The 17,065-nt window shown below is 60.6% G+C and carries 6 protein-coding genes; all 6 read right to left on the bottom strand.

The genetic code is table 11. The annotated features are described in order from the left end of the window. Positions 1–218 precede the first annotated feature (218 nt). On the bottom strand, positions 219–3,197 hold the full coding sequence (locus tag I6E60_RS13805; RefSeq protein WP_197180932.1) for an FtsK/SpoIIIE domain-containing protein: 2,979 nt from the start codon (positions 3,195–3,197) through the stop codon (positions 219–221). 132 nt (positions 3,198–3,329) lie between these two features. After that, positions 3,330–6,368: an FHA domain-containing protein gene (locus I6E60_RS13810; protein ID WP_197180934.1), complete on the bottom strand. Its 3,039-nt coding sequence runs from the start codon at positions 6,366–6,368 to the stop codon at positions 3,330–3,332. Positions 6,369–6,450: 82 nt separating this feature from the next. After that, a complete protein-coding gene (locus I6E60_RS13815) occupies positions 6,451–8,742 on the bottom strand; it encodes a transglutaminase domain-containing protein (RefSeq protein ID WP_197180936.1) in 2,292 nt (763 codons plus the stop codon). Then, entirely contained in the window at positions 8,739–10,169 is a 1,431-nt protein-coding gene (locus I6E60_RS13820; RefSeq protein ID WP_307841864.1) for a DUF58 domain-containing protein, read from the bottom strand. The genes I6E60_RS13815 and I6E60_RS13820 overlap by 4 nt, the downstream gene beginning before the upstream one ends. Then, the gene (locus I6E60_RS13825; RefSeq protein ID WP_197126618.1) at positions 10,166–11,137 is read right to left on the bottom strand and encodes a MoxR family ATPase; all 972 of its coding nucleotides are present in this window, start codon (positions 11,135–11,137) and stop codon (positions 10,166–10,168) included. The genes I6E60_RS13820 and I6E60_RS13825 overlap by 4 nt, the downstream gene beginning before the upstream one ends. A 9-nt stretch (positions 11,138–11,146) precedes the next feature. Beyond that, positions 11,147–17,056 carry an Ig-like domain-containing protein gene (locus I6E60_RS13830; protein WP_197180938.1) on the bottom strand — a complete coding sequence of 1,970 codons (5,910 nt, stop codon included), beginning with the start codon at positions 17,054–17,056 and terminating at the stop codon, positions 11,147–11,149. Between the last annotated feature and the right edge of the window lie 9 nt (positions 17,057–17,065).

The following is a 17,065-nucleotide window of genomic DNA, read 5'->3' on the forward strand; positions in this document are numbered from 1 at the left end:
CCCACCAGTTACCCCGATGGTAGTGAGCGCGGTCTTCTTTGTTATAGCCCCAGTTAGGAGGGGCATTGCGGGTCCGTTGCAATAATTCCATGTTTCCGCGGTAATTTCGCCCAATAATTGTGCCCAATTCGGGTACCGCCGGGTTTCGTGCACGCCCGCAAGAATTGCTGTTCCCGTTGAGGTCGAGAACACGTACCTGCGGCGTCTCAGCAAGTGGCCTAGCACGGTGGGGCCCCACCGTCGCTGTGGGCGCTGTGGGGCAGCCGCACGCGTTGCGTTGGCCCCGTGTCGGTGAGACACCAGTATTCGCCTGAGCCGGCCGTCAGTGGCGGCGGGAGCTCGCGAGTGCGGGCAAGCTGGCGGTAGTCGCTGAGGCTGCAGCCATCGAGCACGATCGTGGCGTGATGCCGCAACGCCGCCAGCGCGCCCCAGCGTGATTGCCACTCATCAACGGATCCGATCAAAGCAATGGGAGAACGTGACGCTGCAGGGCGGACCAAGAGCTCCTGTTCGCTCCCTGGCGACCCCTCGACATAGCGAATCTCCCATCCAGCGGCCGCGTATGCAGTCGCAGTGGCCGACGGGCGACTGCTCGCGACGACGACGTGGTCGCTGCGCGAGAGGGTCGTTGACGAGCTTCGTTCTGCAACCGGAAGGTACTGGCCGCTCTGCGCGACCTGGACTCTCTTTCCCCGCCAGAGACCTCCCCCTGATGGCAAGGACGGGAGGTATTCATCAGTAGCGCCACCCGAGAGGATGAACTCTTGCCGACTACTGAATCGGAGACGAAGAATGCTCGGCATGAGTTGTGACAGTGACTGCAACGGCGATGTGATTCGTTGGGCACTAGCAATAGCCCAGATGCCGTTCGCAGGCCCCTCCCTCAGCACACGAGTGAGCCGTTCAACGACTACCGCGCGGTATTCATCATCGAAGCGAGCCAGCACAGCATCGATGTCGTCGATCACGACGTGGGTCGGGGATGACGGATGCGCTGCTTCAGCGCTGTAGTCGAGCCGACCGTATAATCCGGCGAGAGTATCCCAGAAGGCGGCGGGCTCAGCACTCATCACGACCACGGCTGCCGTGCTGACGTGGGCAAGGCTGGTGAGTGCCGTTGTCTTTCCGCTACCAGATGCCCCTAACAGCAGCAGGGGTCCGTCTGTTTTGGGAACCCAAACAGCCCGACCGTGGCGTTGAAGCTCAGGCAGGTCGGTCAGCCCAAAGTGAAGAGTGTCGGTGTCTGCCTCACCCGGCGACTCACGGCCTTCTTTCTCCGCCGTCGCCTGCAGCACTGAAGCGAGAGGGATGTGCTCGCTCAGTGGTTCGCACCAGGGCCGTCTGGGTGGAGCGGCGATCGGCCAGCGCTCCGCTACCTCGTGAATGTCGCGGGGCGAGACGAGCGCGAACTGAACGAGCTCCGCTGAAGACGAGCCATGCGCCACCCACGCGCGACCCTTTGCTTCGGCGGGCAGTTCTGCGGCGCGATCGCTGCCGATGACGGCAGAACTGTCGGCACCGTTGTTGACGCGGAGAGAAATCCGTAAATCCGCATTGGCGAGAAGCGCATCGCGTACGACTCCGGATGGTCGTTGCGTGCACAGGATGAGGTGCACTCCCAGCGAACGTCCGCGCGCCGCAATGTCGCTGAAGAGCACATGGAGTTGGGGGTACTCGGCCATCATGGCCGCAAACTCGTCAACCACGATGACGAGGCGCGGCACGCTCGCAAGTTCTGAAATATCACGCACGCCCGCCCGGGCGAGAGCACGCTCTCGGTACCGCAGCTCCGCGCTAAGGCTAGAGAACGCCCGTGCGGCAGCGGTCTCGTCGAGATCGGTAATTATTCCCACGGTGTGGGGCAGTTCTGTCAGAGCGGTGAAGGCGGAGCCACCTTTGAAATCGACGAGCAAAAAAGTGACGTCTTCTGGAGATACTTCGGCGGCCATTGCAAGCACCCACGCAATGAGTAATTCGCTCTTTCCACTGCCTGTGGTGCCGCCCACAATGGCGTGGGGGCCATTGACGACAAGATCGATGGTGAGCTCCCCCGACGCCGCGACAGCGGGGCGAGCGGCTAGCGATCGACGACTATCGGGGCGCGAGGCGAGCATCGAAACGGGACGTTTTTCGAGTTCGGCAAAGGCAAAGGAATCGGGAAGGGCGTCCTGCCCCGAAGCCAGTCCATCGCGGGCCGCGATATCGTGGGCCGCTCGCACCCAGACCAACGCTTGCTCTCTGCCGAGGAACGACGGCTCAAAGTCGCGGCGTTGATGGCGGTCAGGATGCCGCACCACGGCCACACTTGCAGCGTTCGTGCGGATCACAATGCGATGCCCGCTCGGCACCTGTTTTTCTTCCGAGACGATCGTGATGGAGACACGGGGGCTGGGATCGCCAAGTGCTCCCCACTGCACGCTCGCGATCTCACCGCTCGCACTGGCTGCATCCGCTACCCGCCCTGGCGCCCCGCTCGATCGCAGCAGGCGGTGGGGCAGGCGTTCTCCCCAAATTTCTGTTGCAAACACGCCCGTGAGCCGCACCCAGCTTGAGGTGGGCGCGAGCGTGCGAGCGAGTTGAATCGCCAGTGAGCGCGCGAGTGACAAAGCCATGAGGTTGTTACCGAATAGTGCGATGCCGAGACGGGCATTAACTGCGATGGGCGCCCGACTCAAATGTTCTGCTTGCTCGGTCAGGCTGCGGTAAGTCTCTTCAACATCCTGCGACACGGAATCGTGCGAGGCGGTGCGATCGATTGCGATGCTGCTGCGGACGCTGCCGTAGCCGAGATGGACAGGAAGAACATTGTCGGGTTCGCGCATCCACTTCGACGCGTCGGTGAGAACGTCATTGACCAACATGATGGACGAGGGGGTTTTCTCCGCCAGTTCAACGAGTTCGCGGCGATGGTAGGCCTGAATCTCTTTCGTCGTGGTCGCGGCATCCGCCGCGAAGCGCGACCGCTCGGCGCGCACTGTTTTGCGCGCGGTTACTCGCGAATCGATGTAGCTTCCGGTCGCGGCCAAAGGCCCCAGAGCCGCAAAGATGAGTGCAAACGTCGAGCCAGTAATCAACCAGATCGCCACCGAGGCGACTACCGGCACTGTGGCGGCGATAAGCGGAAATCGAAAAGGAGTTGGTGCTTGCGGCGGAGCGGGCAGGAAGATGCGCGCGTCGGGGGTTCGGGATTCGGTCACATCCCTACTCCAGCAGGGCTGGCTCGCGCTGCGTTGAGCGCACTCACGTCGGTGGAGAGCGCCACTCAGCGTGCGCTGTGTAGGGGTGGATGCGGCAATCACAACGCGCTGAACATCGGATGCCGCAGACCACTAGCTCACTATGAAGAACTGTTCCCCAATTTCAACTCGCGTTCCGCGGACGACGCGATACCTCTTCCCAGGCTCGCAGCGCTTGGGCTCGCCGCCTGGTTCGCGCACGATCGATCCGTTACCGGAATACCGGTCGCTGATCCAGAACACTCCACTCATCTGCCCAAACTCCAAGTGAGTCTTGGACACTGATTTGCTGGGGTCAGTGATCGGCACGATGATGTCGAACTTTTCTGAGGGTTCCGGGATCGGGTTACGACCGACGAGGCCGTTTCCGGTCACGATCACGCTGTCCCCTGTGCTGAATTGGAGCACAAACCGGGTTCCAGTGACGCTGCGCTCCACGATGCGCGTATCTTCGATGTCTTCGTCATCACCACCAACGGTTGCCAGTGGAACCGGCGGTGAGATGGGAAGTTCAACACGTTGGTGGGACTTCGGCGGCGGCGCAAGCACAGAGAATGGCTTCGAGCCTGTGGAGAGCGCGGCAGCGGCCTCACCAGCGTCGTCATGCTCGGTCTCAGGCTCAAGATCCGGCGCTGCTACCAGATCGGACGCTGCTGAATACTGCGGCTCTGGTTCGAGCAACGGCTCCGGTTCGGTCATGATTTCGGGAGCGTCAGGCTCGGCTGCTTCAGCAGAGAAGTGCTCATCGGTAACGACGACATGCTCAGCAACCGGGTCTTCTATCGGCTCTGATGGCGCTGGCGATTCTGATGCGGCCGGTGTTGCTTCTTCGATCGCCGCAGGCATCTCCGACTCCACGTTCACGTCGTTCGGAGCTTCATCGTTCGCCGTGGATTCTGCCGACGATTCGGCGGTGGAGACGATTGGAGCCTCATCGGCTGCAGGGGCACCGTCGTCGATCGCATCCGACACAGCGCGTGTGCCTTCGTCGGCGGCAGAGGTTTCATGCACGATGGCGGCGCGTGCGGGGGCTGCGACGCGAGCACCCGGGCCCACGCCGTGGCGCACAAAGCCGCAGGAACCGCAGAAGATATCGGATTCAGCCAACACTGTGCCGCACTGCTGGCACGTCTCGATGGCTGAGTCAGTCGGTTCGGCTGGCTGCCCTGCTTCGTCACCCTTAAGTTGTGTTTCGACGGCCGCTACCACCGCAGCAACTTCACTACGCGGTTGGGTGCCGTGATCGCCGGCGGCGTGGGATTCCGCTCCTGACGCTGTTGCAACTGATTCTTCCGGCGCCGCCATAGTTTCGGGAGCTGGCTGGCCATCGACACGTTCGGAGGCGACCGGAGCGAAGGCAGATGCACGCAAGCGGTCTGCGGTCGTGAAGAGTGGTTCTTCTCCGAGTCGGCGCACGGGTTTCACCCGCAGTGACGCTGGCTCCTCGTCGACGATATCTGGCCGTCCCAACTTGCTCAGATCGGGCTCAAAAGCCGACCGTGAGAGCGGTGCTGGCTCTACGAGGGGCTCAGGTTCGGGTTCCGGTTCGGGTTCCGGTTCGAGTTCCGGCTCCGGCTCCGGCTCCGGCTCCGGTTCGGGTTCCGGCTCCGACTCGTGCTCAGGCTCAACTAGTGCCTCGACGTCTGACTCCGGCGCAGTGTCTGGCTCAGAATCGCCATTCATAGCAGCAACGTTCTCTATTTCAGAATCTGCGACAGTTTCAGGCTCTTCGAACTCGGGCGCGACATTGGGGGTCTTTGCCGTCGTCACGTCTTCAGCATCAGCATCAGCATCAGCATCAGCATCAGCATCAGCATCAGCATCAGCATCAGCATCAGGCTGAGACTCCAGGTGGGCCGGGGACTCGTCCGTGGCTTCGGCGAGAGCTTCGTCGGTCTGTTCGGATTCGAGTTCAACTGGTGTCGCAGTCGCAAGCTCGACGGGAGCTTCGGACTCGTCAACGGCCGCATTAGCATCAGACTCGTGAGCGTCGATGGCGGAGTTAGTATCCCCAGCATCCGCATCTACATTCGGCTCAACGACTTCGTGCACTGCTACCTCTGGCGCGCGCACAATCTCGACCTCATCAACTGCGAGCGAGAAGAACTCCGCAGCGTTCGAAAGCGGAATGGATTCTTCTAGGGTCGGTGCTGGCATACCCCGCCAGCTCTCGTTCGTTTCGCCAAGCGGCTCTTCGGTCGCGGCATCAGCGCCAGCAACACCTTCACCGTCAGCGCTGAGCGTTACCGCGGGCTCGGGCTCGTCCGTAGCGGCGACGGGCTCAACCTCGTCGGCTACCGCACGCTCGGTTTCGTCGGCTACCGCACGCTCGGTTTCGTCGGCTGCCGCAGGCTCAGGCTCAGGCTCGGGCTCGGGCTCCATGGCAGGCGCAGCTTCCGCTTCGAAGGCCGGGGCGATCTCCGGCCCAGTGGCAGACACAACCAGAAGGTTCTGGTCGAAAGTAAGAAGCGCGGGATTCGCGACCTCGTCGTAAGGACCGTCTTCGTCAAATGGAAGCACCTCGTCGTACGGGCCATCTTCGTCAAACGGAAGAGGGTGATCCTGTTCCTCAGCATCGACAGCCGACGCCGCATCGTTGGGGATCTCAGAAGCAGCGATATCAGCGACGCCCGACTCCTCGGTCTCCGCCTCGCTCGCAGCCTCAGAATCGGCACGAACTACATCAGCGGCAGCTGACAACACCAGCGGTTCACCCAATCGCAGCGTGCGGGCGCCATCTGCCAGCACATCCGGTGTCGATTCGAGGGCGTCACGAAGTGCTGCAGGAAGCTCCGCATCATCCGTGGGAATCTCAGCAACGGGCGCGGCTTCGAGAAGACTCTCGGCACGCTCAGGATCCCGCTCCGTTGGCGTGGAAGCAGGAGCATCCACAACGTCGGATGTCGCGACCGGGTTCTGCACAGCCGCCACCTCTTCAGCATGCTCGTGAGCGGTTGTCGTCACGGCCGGAGCTGACGCACTCGCAGTCGCAGTCGCTGCAGAGCCACGATTGCGGCGGCGACGCAAATTGTCCGGTGTTTCGTCGCTGACGCGGTCTGAACGCTCAGTGGCGACGGCGGCAGCAGGAGCTGCACCATTTGCGGCAGCACCCCTGCGGGCGCGACGAGACATCGCAGGCCGCCCACACTCAGCACAGTAGACGGCATCGGCGGGCAGTTGCGTCGCGCAGAAAGAGCAATTCACGGGTAGTCCTCTATCGCTTAAACAGACTTGTGACACTATAACCACCGAGCGATCGCAGCGATATTTTGGTCTTGAACCGCGCCCAGCGCGACAGTCCAGTATTGAGTTGAGTTTCCAGTTCCGTCACGTTCGTCCAGAACGCATCGGCTTCAACAGTTTCCGGTTCAGCACCGGAGAAAATGGCACGGTCAGCGTGCTCAGCGAGTGTGCGAGCATCCGGAGTCGCCATTACAGCAGCAACTTCTGTTCGCGTTCCCGAAAGGGGCGGTGAATAGCCGTGGTCGATCAGCGAATCTTCGAATTCCTGCCATCCACCACTGATCTGTTCCACCGTCGAGTCGGCGCGCTTGCGCAGCTGTCGACGGCGCACCTTGGCCGCAATAATGAGTAGGAACGGCGCCGCGAGTACCACGAGCACCAACAGCGACCAGCCCGCAACGCGCAACACTGCAAGAACCGCCTGGAGTACGGGGTCGAGGTCAGGCTGCAGCGCTTGCTCACTGTCAGGATTCGACTGACCGTTGGTCGTGTCCGACTCGATTTCGGGCGGCAGAACCACAGTTTGGGGTCGCGCAACCTGCGCGATATCGTCGGGATTCTCTTCCGGGATTTCCCGCAGCGGCGGGTTGGGGTCGATCGTCACCCATCCATACTCTGCGGTGTTTACTTCGATCCATGCAGAGACATCGTCGCCTCGAATCTGAGGATCTGAGGTGATGAATCCGAGAACCACGCGGGTCGGGAAGCCCAATTCATTCGCCATCATGGACGCCGCAACCGCATACTGCTCACCATCGCCAATCATGCGGGGCGCTGTGAACAGTTCTGCGATGCGATCAGCAGAGTGGCCGGACCGGCTGACGGGCTCGTCAACGCCAACCCCGTGGCTGATGTAGCCGTCGGCGGCGAGCCCATCGAGCATCGCCGCGAGGCGCTCCCCCGGCGTCGTGACGCCGCGAACGTATTGGTCGAGTCGCTCAGTGAGCTCCTCTGGGGAGTCTTGAACGGGCGGAACCTCTGCGAGACCGGGAGTGAGAGCACTGAGCTCTTCGGCACTCGGCTGCACAGGAATAACGCCCTCAAAGGTGTAGGTATCGCCACTTTCAAGACCGCCAACGACGGCGGCTGTCCCGGATATTTTGTTGTAGTAGAAAGAATCGCGAAGATCCACTGCGCGCGACCCCGAAAAGTCGACTTGCTCGAACAGTCCGACAGTGGGGAGCCAGACACCCTCATAGCCGGCAATCGTGATGGTCATGTCGACTTGATCACCGTCAACTTCAGACTGGTCAAAACGAGATGGCACACGAGAGAACGAACCTGATGCGCCCGACACGAGTCCACTACCGACCGCATACACAACACCGTTGTAGCTATCGAGTGTCGCGAGTCTCACTCGGGTACCCAGTGGAACCCCTGAAACTTCAAATAACACAGAGTTCGCGGTACTCGGCTGCCAGTAGCGACGGAATCCGGAAAGCGGGCTCACATAGTCGCGGGGATCGAATGGTTCCACAATCGCCGTCCGCAGCACTGCTCGATTGTTAGTCGGTGGAGCGAGGTTCACCGCCACCAGCGCGACTCCCGAGGCAATAGCCAAAATGACCACAGCACTGATCATGGTGCGCACACCCGCGAACCCAAACTCGCGTTTGCGTCGCGCAACTCCGGGCGCGTCCATTGCCGCTTCAAGCGCGTTGACGGTGTCTCGACGCCGGCGCCACCGGAACCACACCATGGCGAGCGCAATCACAATCAGAAGGGCGAGAGCGAGAGGAACGGGCTGGTCGGGGTAGGTCGGGCCCAACGCGATCGCCATCACAAAAATGACGATCGACGGCACGACAGACAACTCTGCGACCGCCGTGCGGAATGCGATGCTCAGCGAAATCACGGTGCCGAAGAAGACGAGGACGAGAGCAGGAACGAGAAGAGCTTGATAGTTTCCGACCGGCAGCGAGATGGTCAGCAACTGTTTCCAGCCGAGCGCGACGCCAAGCACAAGGTCGCTCAGACCTTCCAGCGTCGGAACTACTCCCCATTGCGTCTCTGATGGGACAGCCACAGGAACGCCGATGACCACGAACATGATTACTGCGACTATCGACGTTGTCAGGAATGACCAGCGGCGCCAGAGCGAAGCAAGCGCGACTATTGAGCCTGCAAGGACTCCGGCAACGATCAAGATGGTGAGATCTGTCGTGCGATAGATCGGCCAGAGCGCTGCCGAAGCGAGCGCGACTGTAAGCCAGAGCAGAGCTCCGGAGACGACAACGAAAGATCGAGTAACAGGGGCGGTCATGCACCCGCCGATCTCGCGAGGGCTCTCTTCAGCTCTTCAAGATACCCAATGGTGAGCACGCTGAGGCCAGAAACCCGTCGGAGCCCCGGGACCGCTTCTGGGTCGCACACGATCGCTACCACTTCGACATTCGTCGCAAACTTGGTAGACGCCGCCCGCAACTGCTGCGAAGTCACAGTCGACCCACAAATCAGGAACGCAACAGAAACTCCACTGGTCTGTTCGGAGGTGACGCGCGCGACATCGATGAGGCGTAGTGCCGTGTTGGCACGCTGAACGCGCGTGAGGTCATCCAGCAAACGGGTTCCGGTGAGCGTCGATAGCGCCCGCACTGCAAAAATCTTTCGCTTCGCAAACTGGGGTGTTTGCTCACTCGCCACGACTGTTACCGTGCGGGCATCACGAATCGCCTGAGCACCGAGCGAACCGGCAACGCTCACCGCCATTTCGAACTCGTAATCATTCGCATAGTCAGTGGTAGCCAAGCTCAACGCGATCACGAGGTGGCTTCGTCGTGTCTCTTCAAACTGGCGCACCATGTAGCGGCCGGTGCGAGCAGTGGTCTTCCAATGGATGTTGCGTCGCTCGTCACCACGCACGTACTCCCGCAGCGCGTGAAACGAAATGTCGTTGTTCGCGAGGTCCTTGGTGGGGTTGCCTTCCAAGTCGCGAATAAGCCCCGTGCTCACACTCGGGATGCTGATGGTGCGCGGATGCACGAAAACTTCGGCAGAATCAGTCCACACCAACTCGCGGCGCACGAGTCCCACCGGGTCAGCACGCACGGTGCGCACGGGCCCGACCGTGATTACTCCACGTCGATGAGTGGGGATCGGAAATTCGTGTGTCGCCGCAGCGCCAGGACGCAGACTCGGCAACACCGCTTCAGCATAGGTCGCTGCGATAGGAATCTCTGCAACAACACCGAGGCTCCGCCGCTTGCCCTCGTTCTCGCCTCGCACCTCACCACTTGCGTTCTCTCCAACGACAACGCGATGGTGGCCGACATGCAGACTGATCGTCAGCTGGCTGCGCCCAAAGAGATAAATCGCGGCCATTAGCGCAATCGCGGCGAGGGCGAACCCTACGACGACTAGTTCTTGCCATGCGATCGTGTACCCCACGATGAGCGTCACCGGCACGAGCAGAAGAACTACCCAGCCAACCGGGGTGACCACGGCCGTGATGCGCTTGGCGTACCGGGAGAAAGTAGCTCGCGCGAGCACCGCAAACCGTACAAGCCCGACAATCAGGTCAGCAAGAAACCCCGTACGGTAGCCGACAATTCGTGTTCGCGCGTTGTCTAGACCGCGAATAGCGGTGGGAAAGTCCGCATCCGAGCGCGACTTTTCACCGCTCGGACTCGATTGTTCCGGCGCGGTGAATTGTGGCTGCCCTTTCGCCGAGCGGTTGAGAATTGAACTCACACGGCTTGCCGTTCTGTGGGCGGTGGGTTCTCGATCAGGATCTGAGCGATCACGCTTGAGGCAGTGACTCCCTCGAATTCGGCCTCGGCATCGATCACGAGACGATGAGCGAGAACTGATTCGGCAAGAGCCTTGACGTCATCCGGCACGACATAGTGACGACCATTGGATGCTGCGAGCGTCTTAGCTGCCCGGATCAGCGCCAACGCACCGCGCACACTCACACCGAGTCGCACTTCGGCAGCACTACGGGTCGCTTCGACCAGACGGCTTACGTAGTCGTTGATGGTTGGATCAACGTGCACGGTGCGTGCGAGTTGCGCCATTTCGACAACAAGTTCCGCGCTCACGACGGGCTCGATCGCGGTCGAGTGTGCAGCAACGCCGGCGCCATCCAAGATGCGCAGTGTGGACGCACGATCGGGGTAGCCGATGGAAGCCTTCATCAAGAAACGGTCAAGCTGAGCTTCGGGCAAGCGGTATGTTCCGGCCTGCTCGATGGGGTTCTGGGTGGCGATCACCATGAACGGGGCGCCGACAGGGTGCGTGACTCCGTCGACGGTGACTTGCCCCTCTTCCATGACTTCGAGAAGGGCTGCCTGAGTTTTGGGGCTCGCCCGGTTGATCTCATCCGCGAGAACGATGTTGGAAAAAATAGGTCCAGCGTGAAACTCGAACTCGTTATCGCGCTGATCAAAAATGCTGACACCCGTGATGTCACCCGGCAGAAGGTCGGGCGTGAACTGGATACGGTTTGTCGTTCCCGAGACACTCTGTGCGATGGCGCGAGCGAAGGAGGTCTTTCCCGTTCCCGGGTAGTCCTCAAGGAGTAGGTGTCCTTCGCTCAGTAGGGCGGTGAAGCCGAGTCGCACTACAAACGTCTTTCCGAGGAGAACTTGTTCGACGTTCGTGACGAGTCGGTTGAAGCTTTCCGCGAACCATGCGGCTTCGTCGGGAGTCATGGTCATAGCGCACCTCTAGTCATAGTCATATCCGTTATAAGTTCTCTCGTAGATCTGCCCACCGTTGGCAACTACACGAACGACGAGGGTCGGGTTTGCCAGCAGAAGCACCACATCAGCGTGACAGCTTCCCCCAGGAACGGTGGTGTCTGCCGTCTGCCATGGTCCCAGGGTGAGTCCACCGCAGCGGTAGCGCACGCTCTCGTAGGTTCCGCTTGGCCAGTCGAGCCAAGCGAAGGTCCCGCTGTCGTTCAGCACGTCATTGTCTGAGGTAAAGGTCAAGCCTGCTACTGACGGGTTCACCGGAACCCCGAGAGCGAAGGGTGCCGACCACTCGGGCTGGCAGATGGGTCCTGAACCGTAGCTACGGCATGCGCGCACCTCAACGGAGATATCTTGACCGTACTGCTGGCCACCATCCGCGGTGAGGAAGGAGCCGAGAGCTACTGGCCCGTAGATGGTTCCAGGAACGCTGCCACCGCTGAGCCGGTAGTACAGGGTGTAGTCGCTGTTGAGCGTGTCAGAGCCCATCGCTCCCCCGTTAACGGTGAAGTCGAAGCGGTTTCCGTTAGCCACCGGACCGGCGGTGCTGAGCGCTGTGACGACTGCCGGCGGGGTATGAGCAACGACGGTGGGCGATGCCGCGCAACCCTGACCGTTGTAGGCGAATACCACCATCGTGTAGGTGCGGTTAGGTGTGAGCCCGTTGAACGTCGCTGACGTGCTCGAGCCAACCGACGCTAGCTTTGCACCGTTGCCAGTGATCGATCCGTTCGCTGAACAGGTTGGCTCGGTGCCGGTGTAGGCAGCTGCTGTGTAGGCGGTTACCGGGCGCCCGTTCTCGTTGAACGCACCGGGCCACGTGAGTCCGGCGGTCGTGTCGTTGACAACAGTGGCGACAGGCGCAGCGAGAGCGATAGGCGGGCCAGCGGGAATGGCGCTACGCGGTTCGCTCGTGTTCCACACTGAGAGCGCTGTGTAAGCGGCATTTCGAGGGCTCACGGTGTACGTCACGGCTACACCGTTATCGAGAACCCACGATGATGGAGTCTCCCAGGTGCAGGTCGTGTCGTCGCACTGAGCTAGGCCGAGCGTGGTTTCGAAACCACCGACGGCAATGCGATAGCGGTCAACAGCGGAACCACCGGCCGGTGTGGGCACCGCATTCCATGTCAACCGAAGCCCGTGATCAAGTGGCGATGCGCTGAGCGATGTTGGCGCTACCGGAATGATGTCCGACCAGACCGAGTCAGCGAGAGTAACGGGCTCCGATTCGCCAATGGCGTTGATCGCCACAACAGTGACCTTGACCGAGTTGGTCGGGCCGTTTCCGGTCGTCGGAATCGCGCACGTAGTTCCGGCACAGTCGGTTGTGTTGACCAGGACACCAGCGGACTTCGTCGTCACCCTATACGAGGTAATGGCGGAGTTGTTCGCTGGCCCGGCGTTCCAACGCATCATGATGGTCTTGTCACCAAAGCCACTCGGCCCGAGGTTGGATACCGGGTCTGGTGTGTCCTGAACCGAGATTACAACGGTGCCCCAGACATACCGCGTCTCATCGTTGGTGGCATCCGCGACGCGATATTGAAGGTTCACGTCACCAGGCGCTGCTTCGCTGGAGACGGTGACGGTGAGTGTGCTGTTGTCATTGCTCGGGACGATCGAGATCCCTGCAGGAATAGCTCCCCCGCCAAGTCCACGGATATCGACCACTCGCAGCGGTGCCCCCGGGAACGGGTTCGTAGACGCATCGTTTGCAAGCACATCAACGACAGTGGTCTCGCCACGTTTCACGATGGCGAGGTCCGCGGCCGGGCTCGCGAGCGGGCGCGTCGACGGTACGACGTTCAGCTCGATCCGGCCAGATTTACCTTCGGAGAGATCATCGCGAACGCCGAGAGATATCGAGGTTCGTGTGCCCTTGAACGCACTGTTGTTGGCCCGAAGCATCAACGTTGTGCCTTCGAGCGAATACGTGAAGCCTTCCGGCAACGGGCTCAACACCGAGTAAGCGAGCTCGTCGAGGTCGTCAGGGTATGGGTAGGTGGTCAGCTTGAGGAGGTCGATCTCTTTCTCTTGGCCAGGTTCAAAATCGATTACAGCGCCGCCAAACACGGGAGCCTGGTTGTCGCGAGGGAGCACGTCGATAGGCAGCACCAAAATAGCGGTACGGCCCTCAGGGTCAGATGCCGAGCTACCATCCGTTACTTCGAAGGATATGGATGCCGGCCCAAAGTAGTTCTCTGCCGATGTGAAAACGAGAGTGTCCTCGTCACGCACGAGATCAGTGCCATCGCTGTGAGTGGCGAGTACGGTGCTGGAGTCGGTGAGGCGCACAGGCTTATCGCCGACGGCGATGATGTAGTCGTTGAGGTCGATCACGAGCGTGCTCTCGCTATTGATACTCAGTTTGGGGGCGCGGCGGTCGATTTGCGGCAGGGCGTCGTTGTATCCCGGAACCTTGATAAACGCGTAGCTGAAGACGGTGGGGTCGGCGGGGTTCGTGACGCGGAACGGGATGATTTGTCCCACATCCCCCACCGAGACCTCGATCTGCTTGTCTGGCGTCACTCGAGCGGCGTCGCCATACCCGGGGTAGATACCCAGCGTGAGAGTTCCGGGGTCACCGTCGGCAAAGAACACTCCCGAGAGCACATCGACGGTAACGCGGTTGCGATCCAATACGTCCGAAAGGGTCAAGACGCTATCGGTGGCGATCGGGTAAGCAGGTTTAGCCTCGGGGTCGACAGTGACCCGAATGAAGTTTTGGCTCGAACCGCCCGTCTCGTTTTCGATGACGTAGATGATGCCGTAGTCACCCGGTTCTTCTGGTGGAGTGACTTTCACCACGTCCCCATCAATTTCTGCGACAGTGTTGGGATCGTTGGGTTCCACTGACACCACCGACAGCGGGCTACCGTCGGGATCGGAGTCGTTGGCGAGAACCTGCACCGAGACGGTAATTCCCGGTTTGACTGTCACTTCGTCGATGATCGCAACGGGGTTGCGGGCGCCATCAAGTCGCGGGCTAATTCCGATGTTGATCTCGCCGTTTGCACGCGCACCAAGTGAGTCGATCAGCGTGTAGCTGAAGGTGTCGGTTCCGGCCGAGTACTCACCGGCTTGGTAAACGAAGGTATTGGATTCCACATCGATGACGGCACCCTTGCTCGGGTTCGTTGCCTGACCGAGCAACTGTACCGAGTCCCCGTCGGGGTCGGCCGATGTCAACGGAATCTGCACCCGCACGGTGTCACCGGCCAGCACGCGGGCCGTGACCGTCGGTGGCACGGGAGGATTATTGCTGGAGGCGTCGAGTTCACGCACGGCGATATTCACGATTGCGGTTGCTGATTGCCCATCGGGGCCAGCGACTTGATATGCGGCCGTGAAGTTTCCCGTGCGATCAGGGGCAAGGTAGCGCAGCACGTCGCCCGAAGCAAAGAGCAGTCCCGAGTCGTCGGGGAGATCTTGCGCCAGCTTTGGCACCAGAGTCAGTTCAAGCCCGTCAGGGTGTTCGTCATTGTCGAGAACACTGATGTCGATGGCTTGTCCCACGCGAACCGTCACGGAATCATCGTTAGCGATGGGGGCTTGAAGTTGAGACGGAGCCGCAATTTCAACGACGGTAATAACGCCGATGGCATCCGCGAGCCCGTTGCTGATGCGGTAGTTGAAACTCACTGGCCCATCATCGAGCGGGGCTTCCAAGCTCACACGAACGAGTCGTTGTTCCAAGATTTCCGCGCGCACGCCTGAGCTCACGGGGAGGTTCATGATTTCGGTGACGAGAAGCACACCACCGGCCGGGTCAACGTCAGTGCCGGCGACATCGATGCGTTCGTTCTGAAGCGTTTGAACAAAGACAGTCTTGGGAACGGTGATCGGCGAAGTGTTGGCATCGGGTGGAGACACCACGTCAATTCGCACGATTGCCGTGTAGGTGAGATTGCCATCCGTGACGACGTATTCGAGGTTGTAGCTGCGAATCTCATCGCTTTGGAACCGGAAGGTTCCCGTTTCATAACTGGGCAGGATTTGAGCGCCGGTCTTCGCGGGAACGCTATTGAGGCGGATGTTGCCGTTGCCACCGCGCACATGGCTCAGCGGCGAAACGGTGATTTCTTTGCCGGCATACGCAAGCACAACGAAGGGATCAGCTTCGATGGGGACTTCGCCCGCCGGTTTCACTGAGACGGAGACACCGCCCGAACTTTCGCTTGTGCCATCCGACACGACGAGGGTGACGACTTTAAGCTCTCCGCCAGCACCGGAGTCTGAGAAGACTAGATCTCCCCCGGGCTTGTAGCTGACAGCATCGGGAGCCGCAACAGAGGCACTAGTCAGGTAGAAGGGATCGCCATCTGGGTCGACCCAATCACCCAAGATCTGGTTCGATACACGGCCGCCAGCTTGCACCGTAAGCTTCGTCGACCGCACTTGTTCTGGCGGCGAGTTCTCGGAGTCCAAGCGAATCTCAACCGTCACGGTCGCACTGGCGGTGCCACCGCGACCATCGCTCACGGTGTAGTTGAAGCTCACTTGACCGCTGGCCCCGGCTTCGAGAGTGATTTGAATCTGTTGACGCTCGTTGATGCGATCGATTCGCCCGATGCTGGCATCAATGGTCGGCAGTTCCTCGACAACCAGCACGTCACCATTGGGATCGTAGTCGTTGAGCAAAATGGGCAATACGGTCGCTCGCCCAGGGCGAGCCCCAAAGCTGTCGTCTACTGCAACCGGCGGTTGCTGCACGCTGTCGACTTCAGGCTCGACATCGAGAAGGTTCTGCTCGACCTCAGGCTCCTCATCTTCTGCGGTGATGAGTTGGTTCCAGTTGTCAATCAACTCGCCGGAGCTTTGCACCGCCCACGTGCGGCCGGTAAGGCGGTCGTTGAGCACGGCACGCGATCCGTTGACCGAGTAAGAGAGCTGAGCGTTCGCTTCCATCTCACTCAGTTGCAGCATGACGCCTTCACCGGCATCACTCGGGCAGCGACGCCAGTTCTCGCCACTTGTCCACGCCGCGAACTCGCAATCGCCCAAGCGCAGCGGAGCTGCCGCAACACCGGACTGGCCAGTGGCGAGGCCGACTGCGGCAGCGCCGCTGAGCGGAACGCTAATAACGCCTTGGCTGTAACCGATGAGCACGCGCTCACCGCCGACAGACGGAAGCTGCACTACGGTGCCGTTTCCCCCGTCGACAAGGCCGGTGAGGTCAACTGTGCGGCCGTCCATGTACAGCAATTCGGTATCCGAATCGAGAACGGCCCACTGGCCAGCCACTGAAGTGATGCTGAGCTCAGCATTGGGGTCGAGCTCAAGGCTCACGCTTGACTCAGCGGTGTCGGAAATCGCCGCATTCACGCGGAAAAGTTGGCTCGTTGACGGCGAATACGCGAAAAGCAACCCGTCGTCGTCAACGCTGACAATTGCGTCAGCACCCAGACTCAAGGATGCCGGTGATTCCGCGTCGAAATTGAGGAAGTCCTCGTAGGACCGAATCCAGAGTTCGCCCGTGCCATGTTCGAGAACAACAACGTTGTCCCCGGCGAAGTACACCTCGGGCCGGTTGGGCGGAAGAGCGACGCTTTCCTCGATCTCCGACACCGCCGGATCGACTACATCGATTGCACTTTCCGAGCGGTCAAACAGCAACACGCTATCGCCTTGTTGAATGACTTCTAGATCAGCACTTTGTGCACTTACAACAGAGTTGATCTCGAGAACTTCCGTGCTTGCGCGCCCGATTGCCTGCTCTTGATTATTCGCGACCCAGACGGCACCGTCTGCCAAGTCCACTTGTTGGGCGGTATAGCCGGTCGAAACAATGGCGACCGTGGCGACTAGCGCCACGATCGCAGAAACACTCACCGCACCGGTCACTGTTGAACGACGCGCCTTACCCCAGCGCTTAATCACGGCTACCCA

The sequence above is a fragment of the Salinibacterium sp. SWN167 genome (assembly GCF_015864665.1).
Lineage (GTDB): Bacteria > Actinomycetota > Actinomycetes > Actinomycetales > Microbacteriaceae > Rhodoglobus.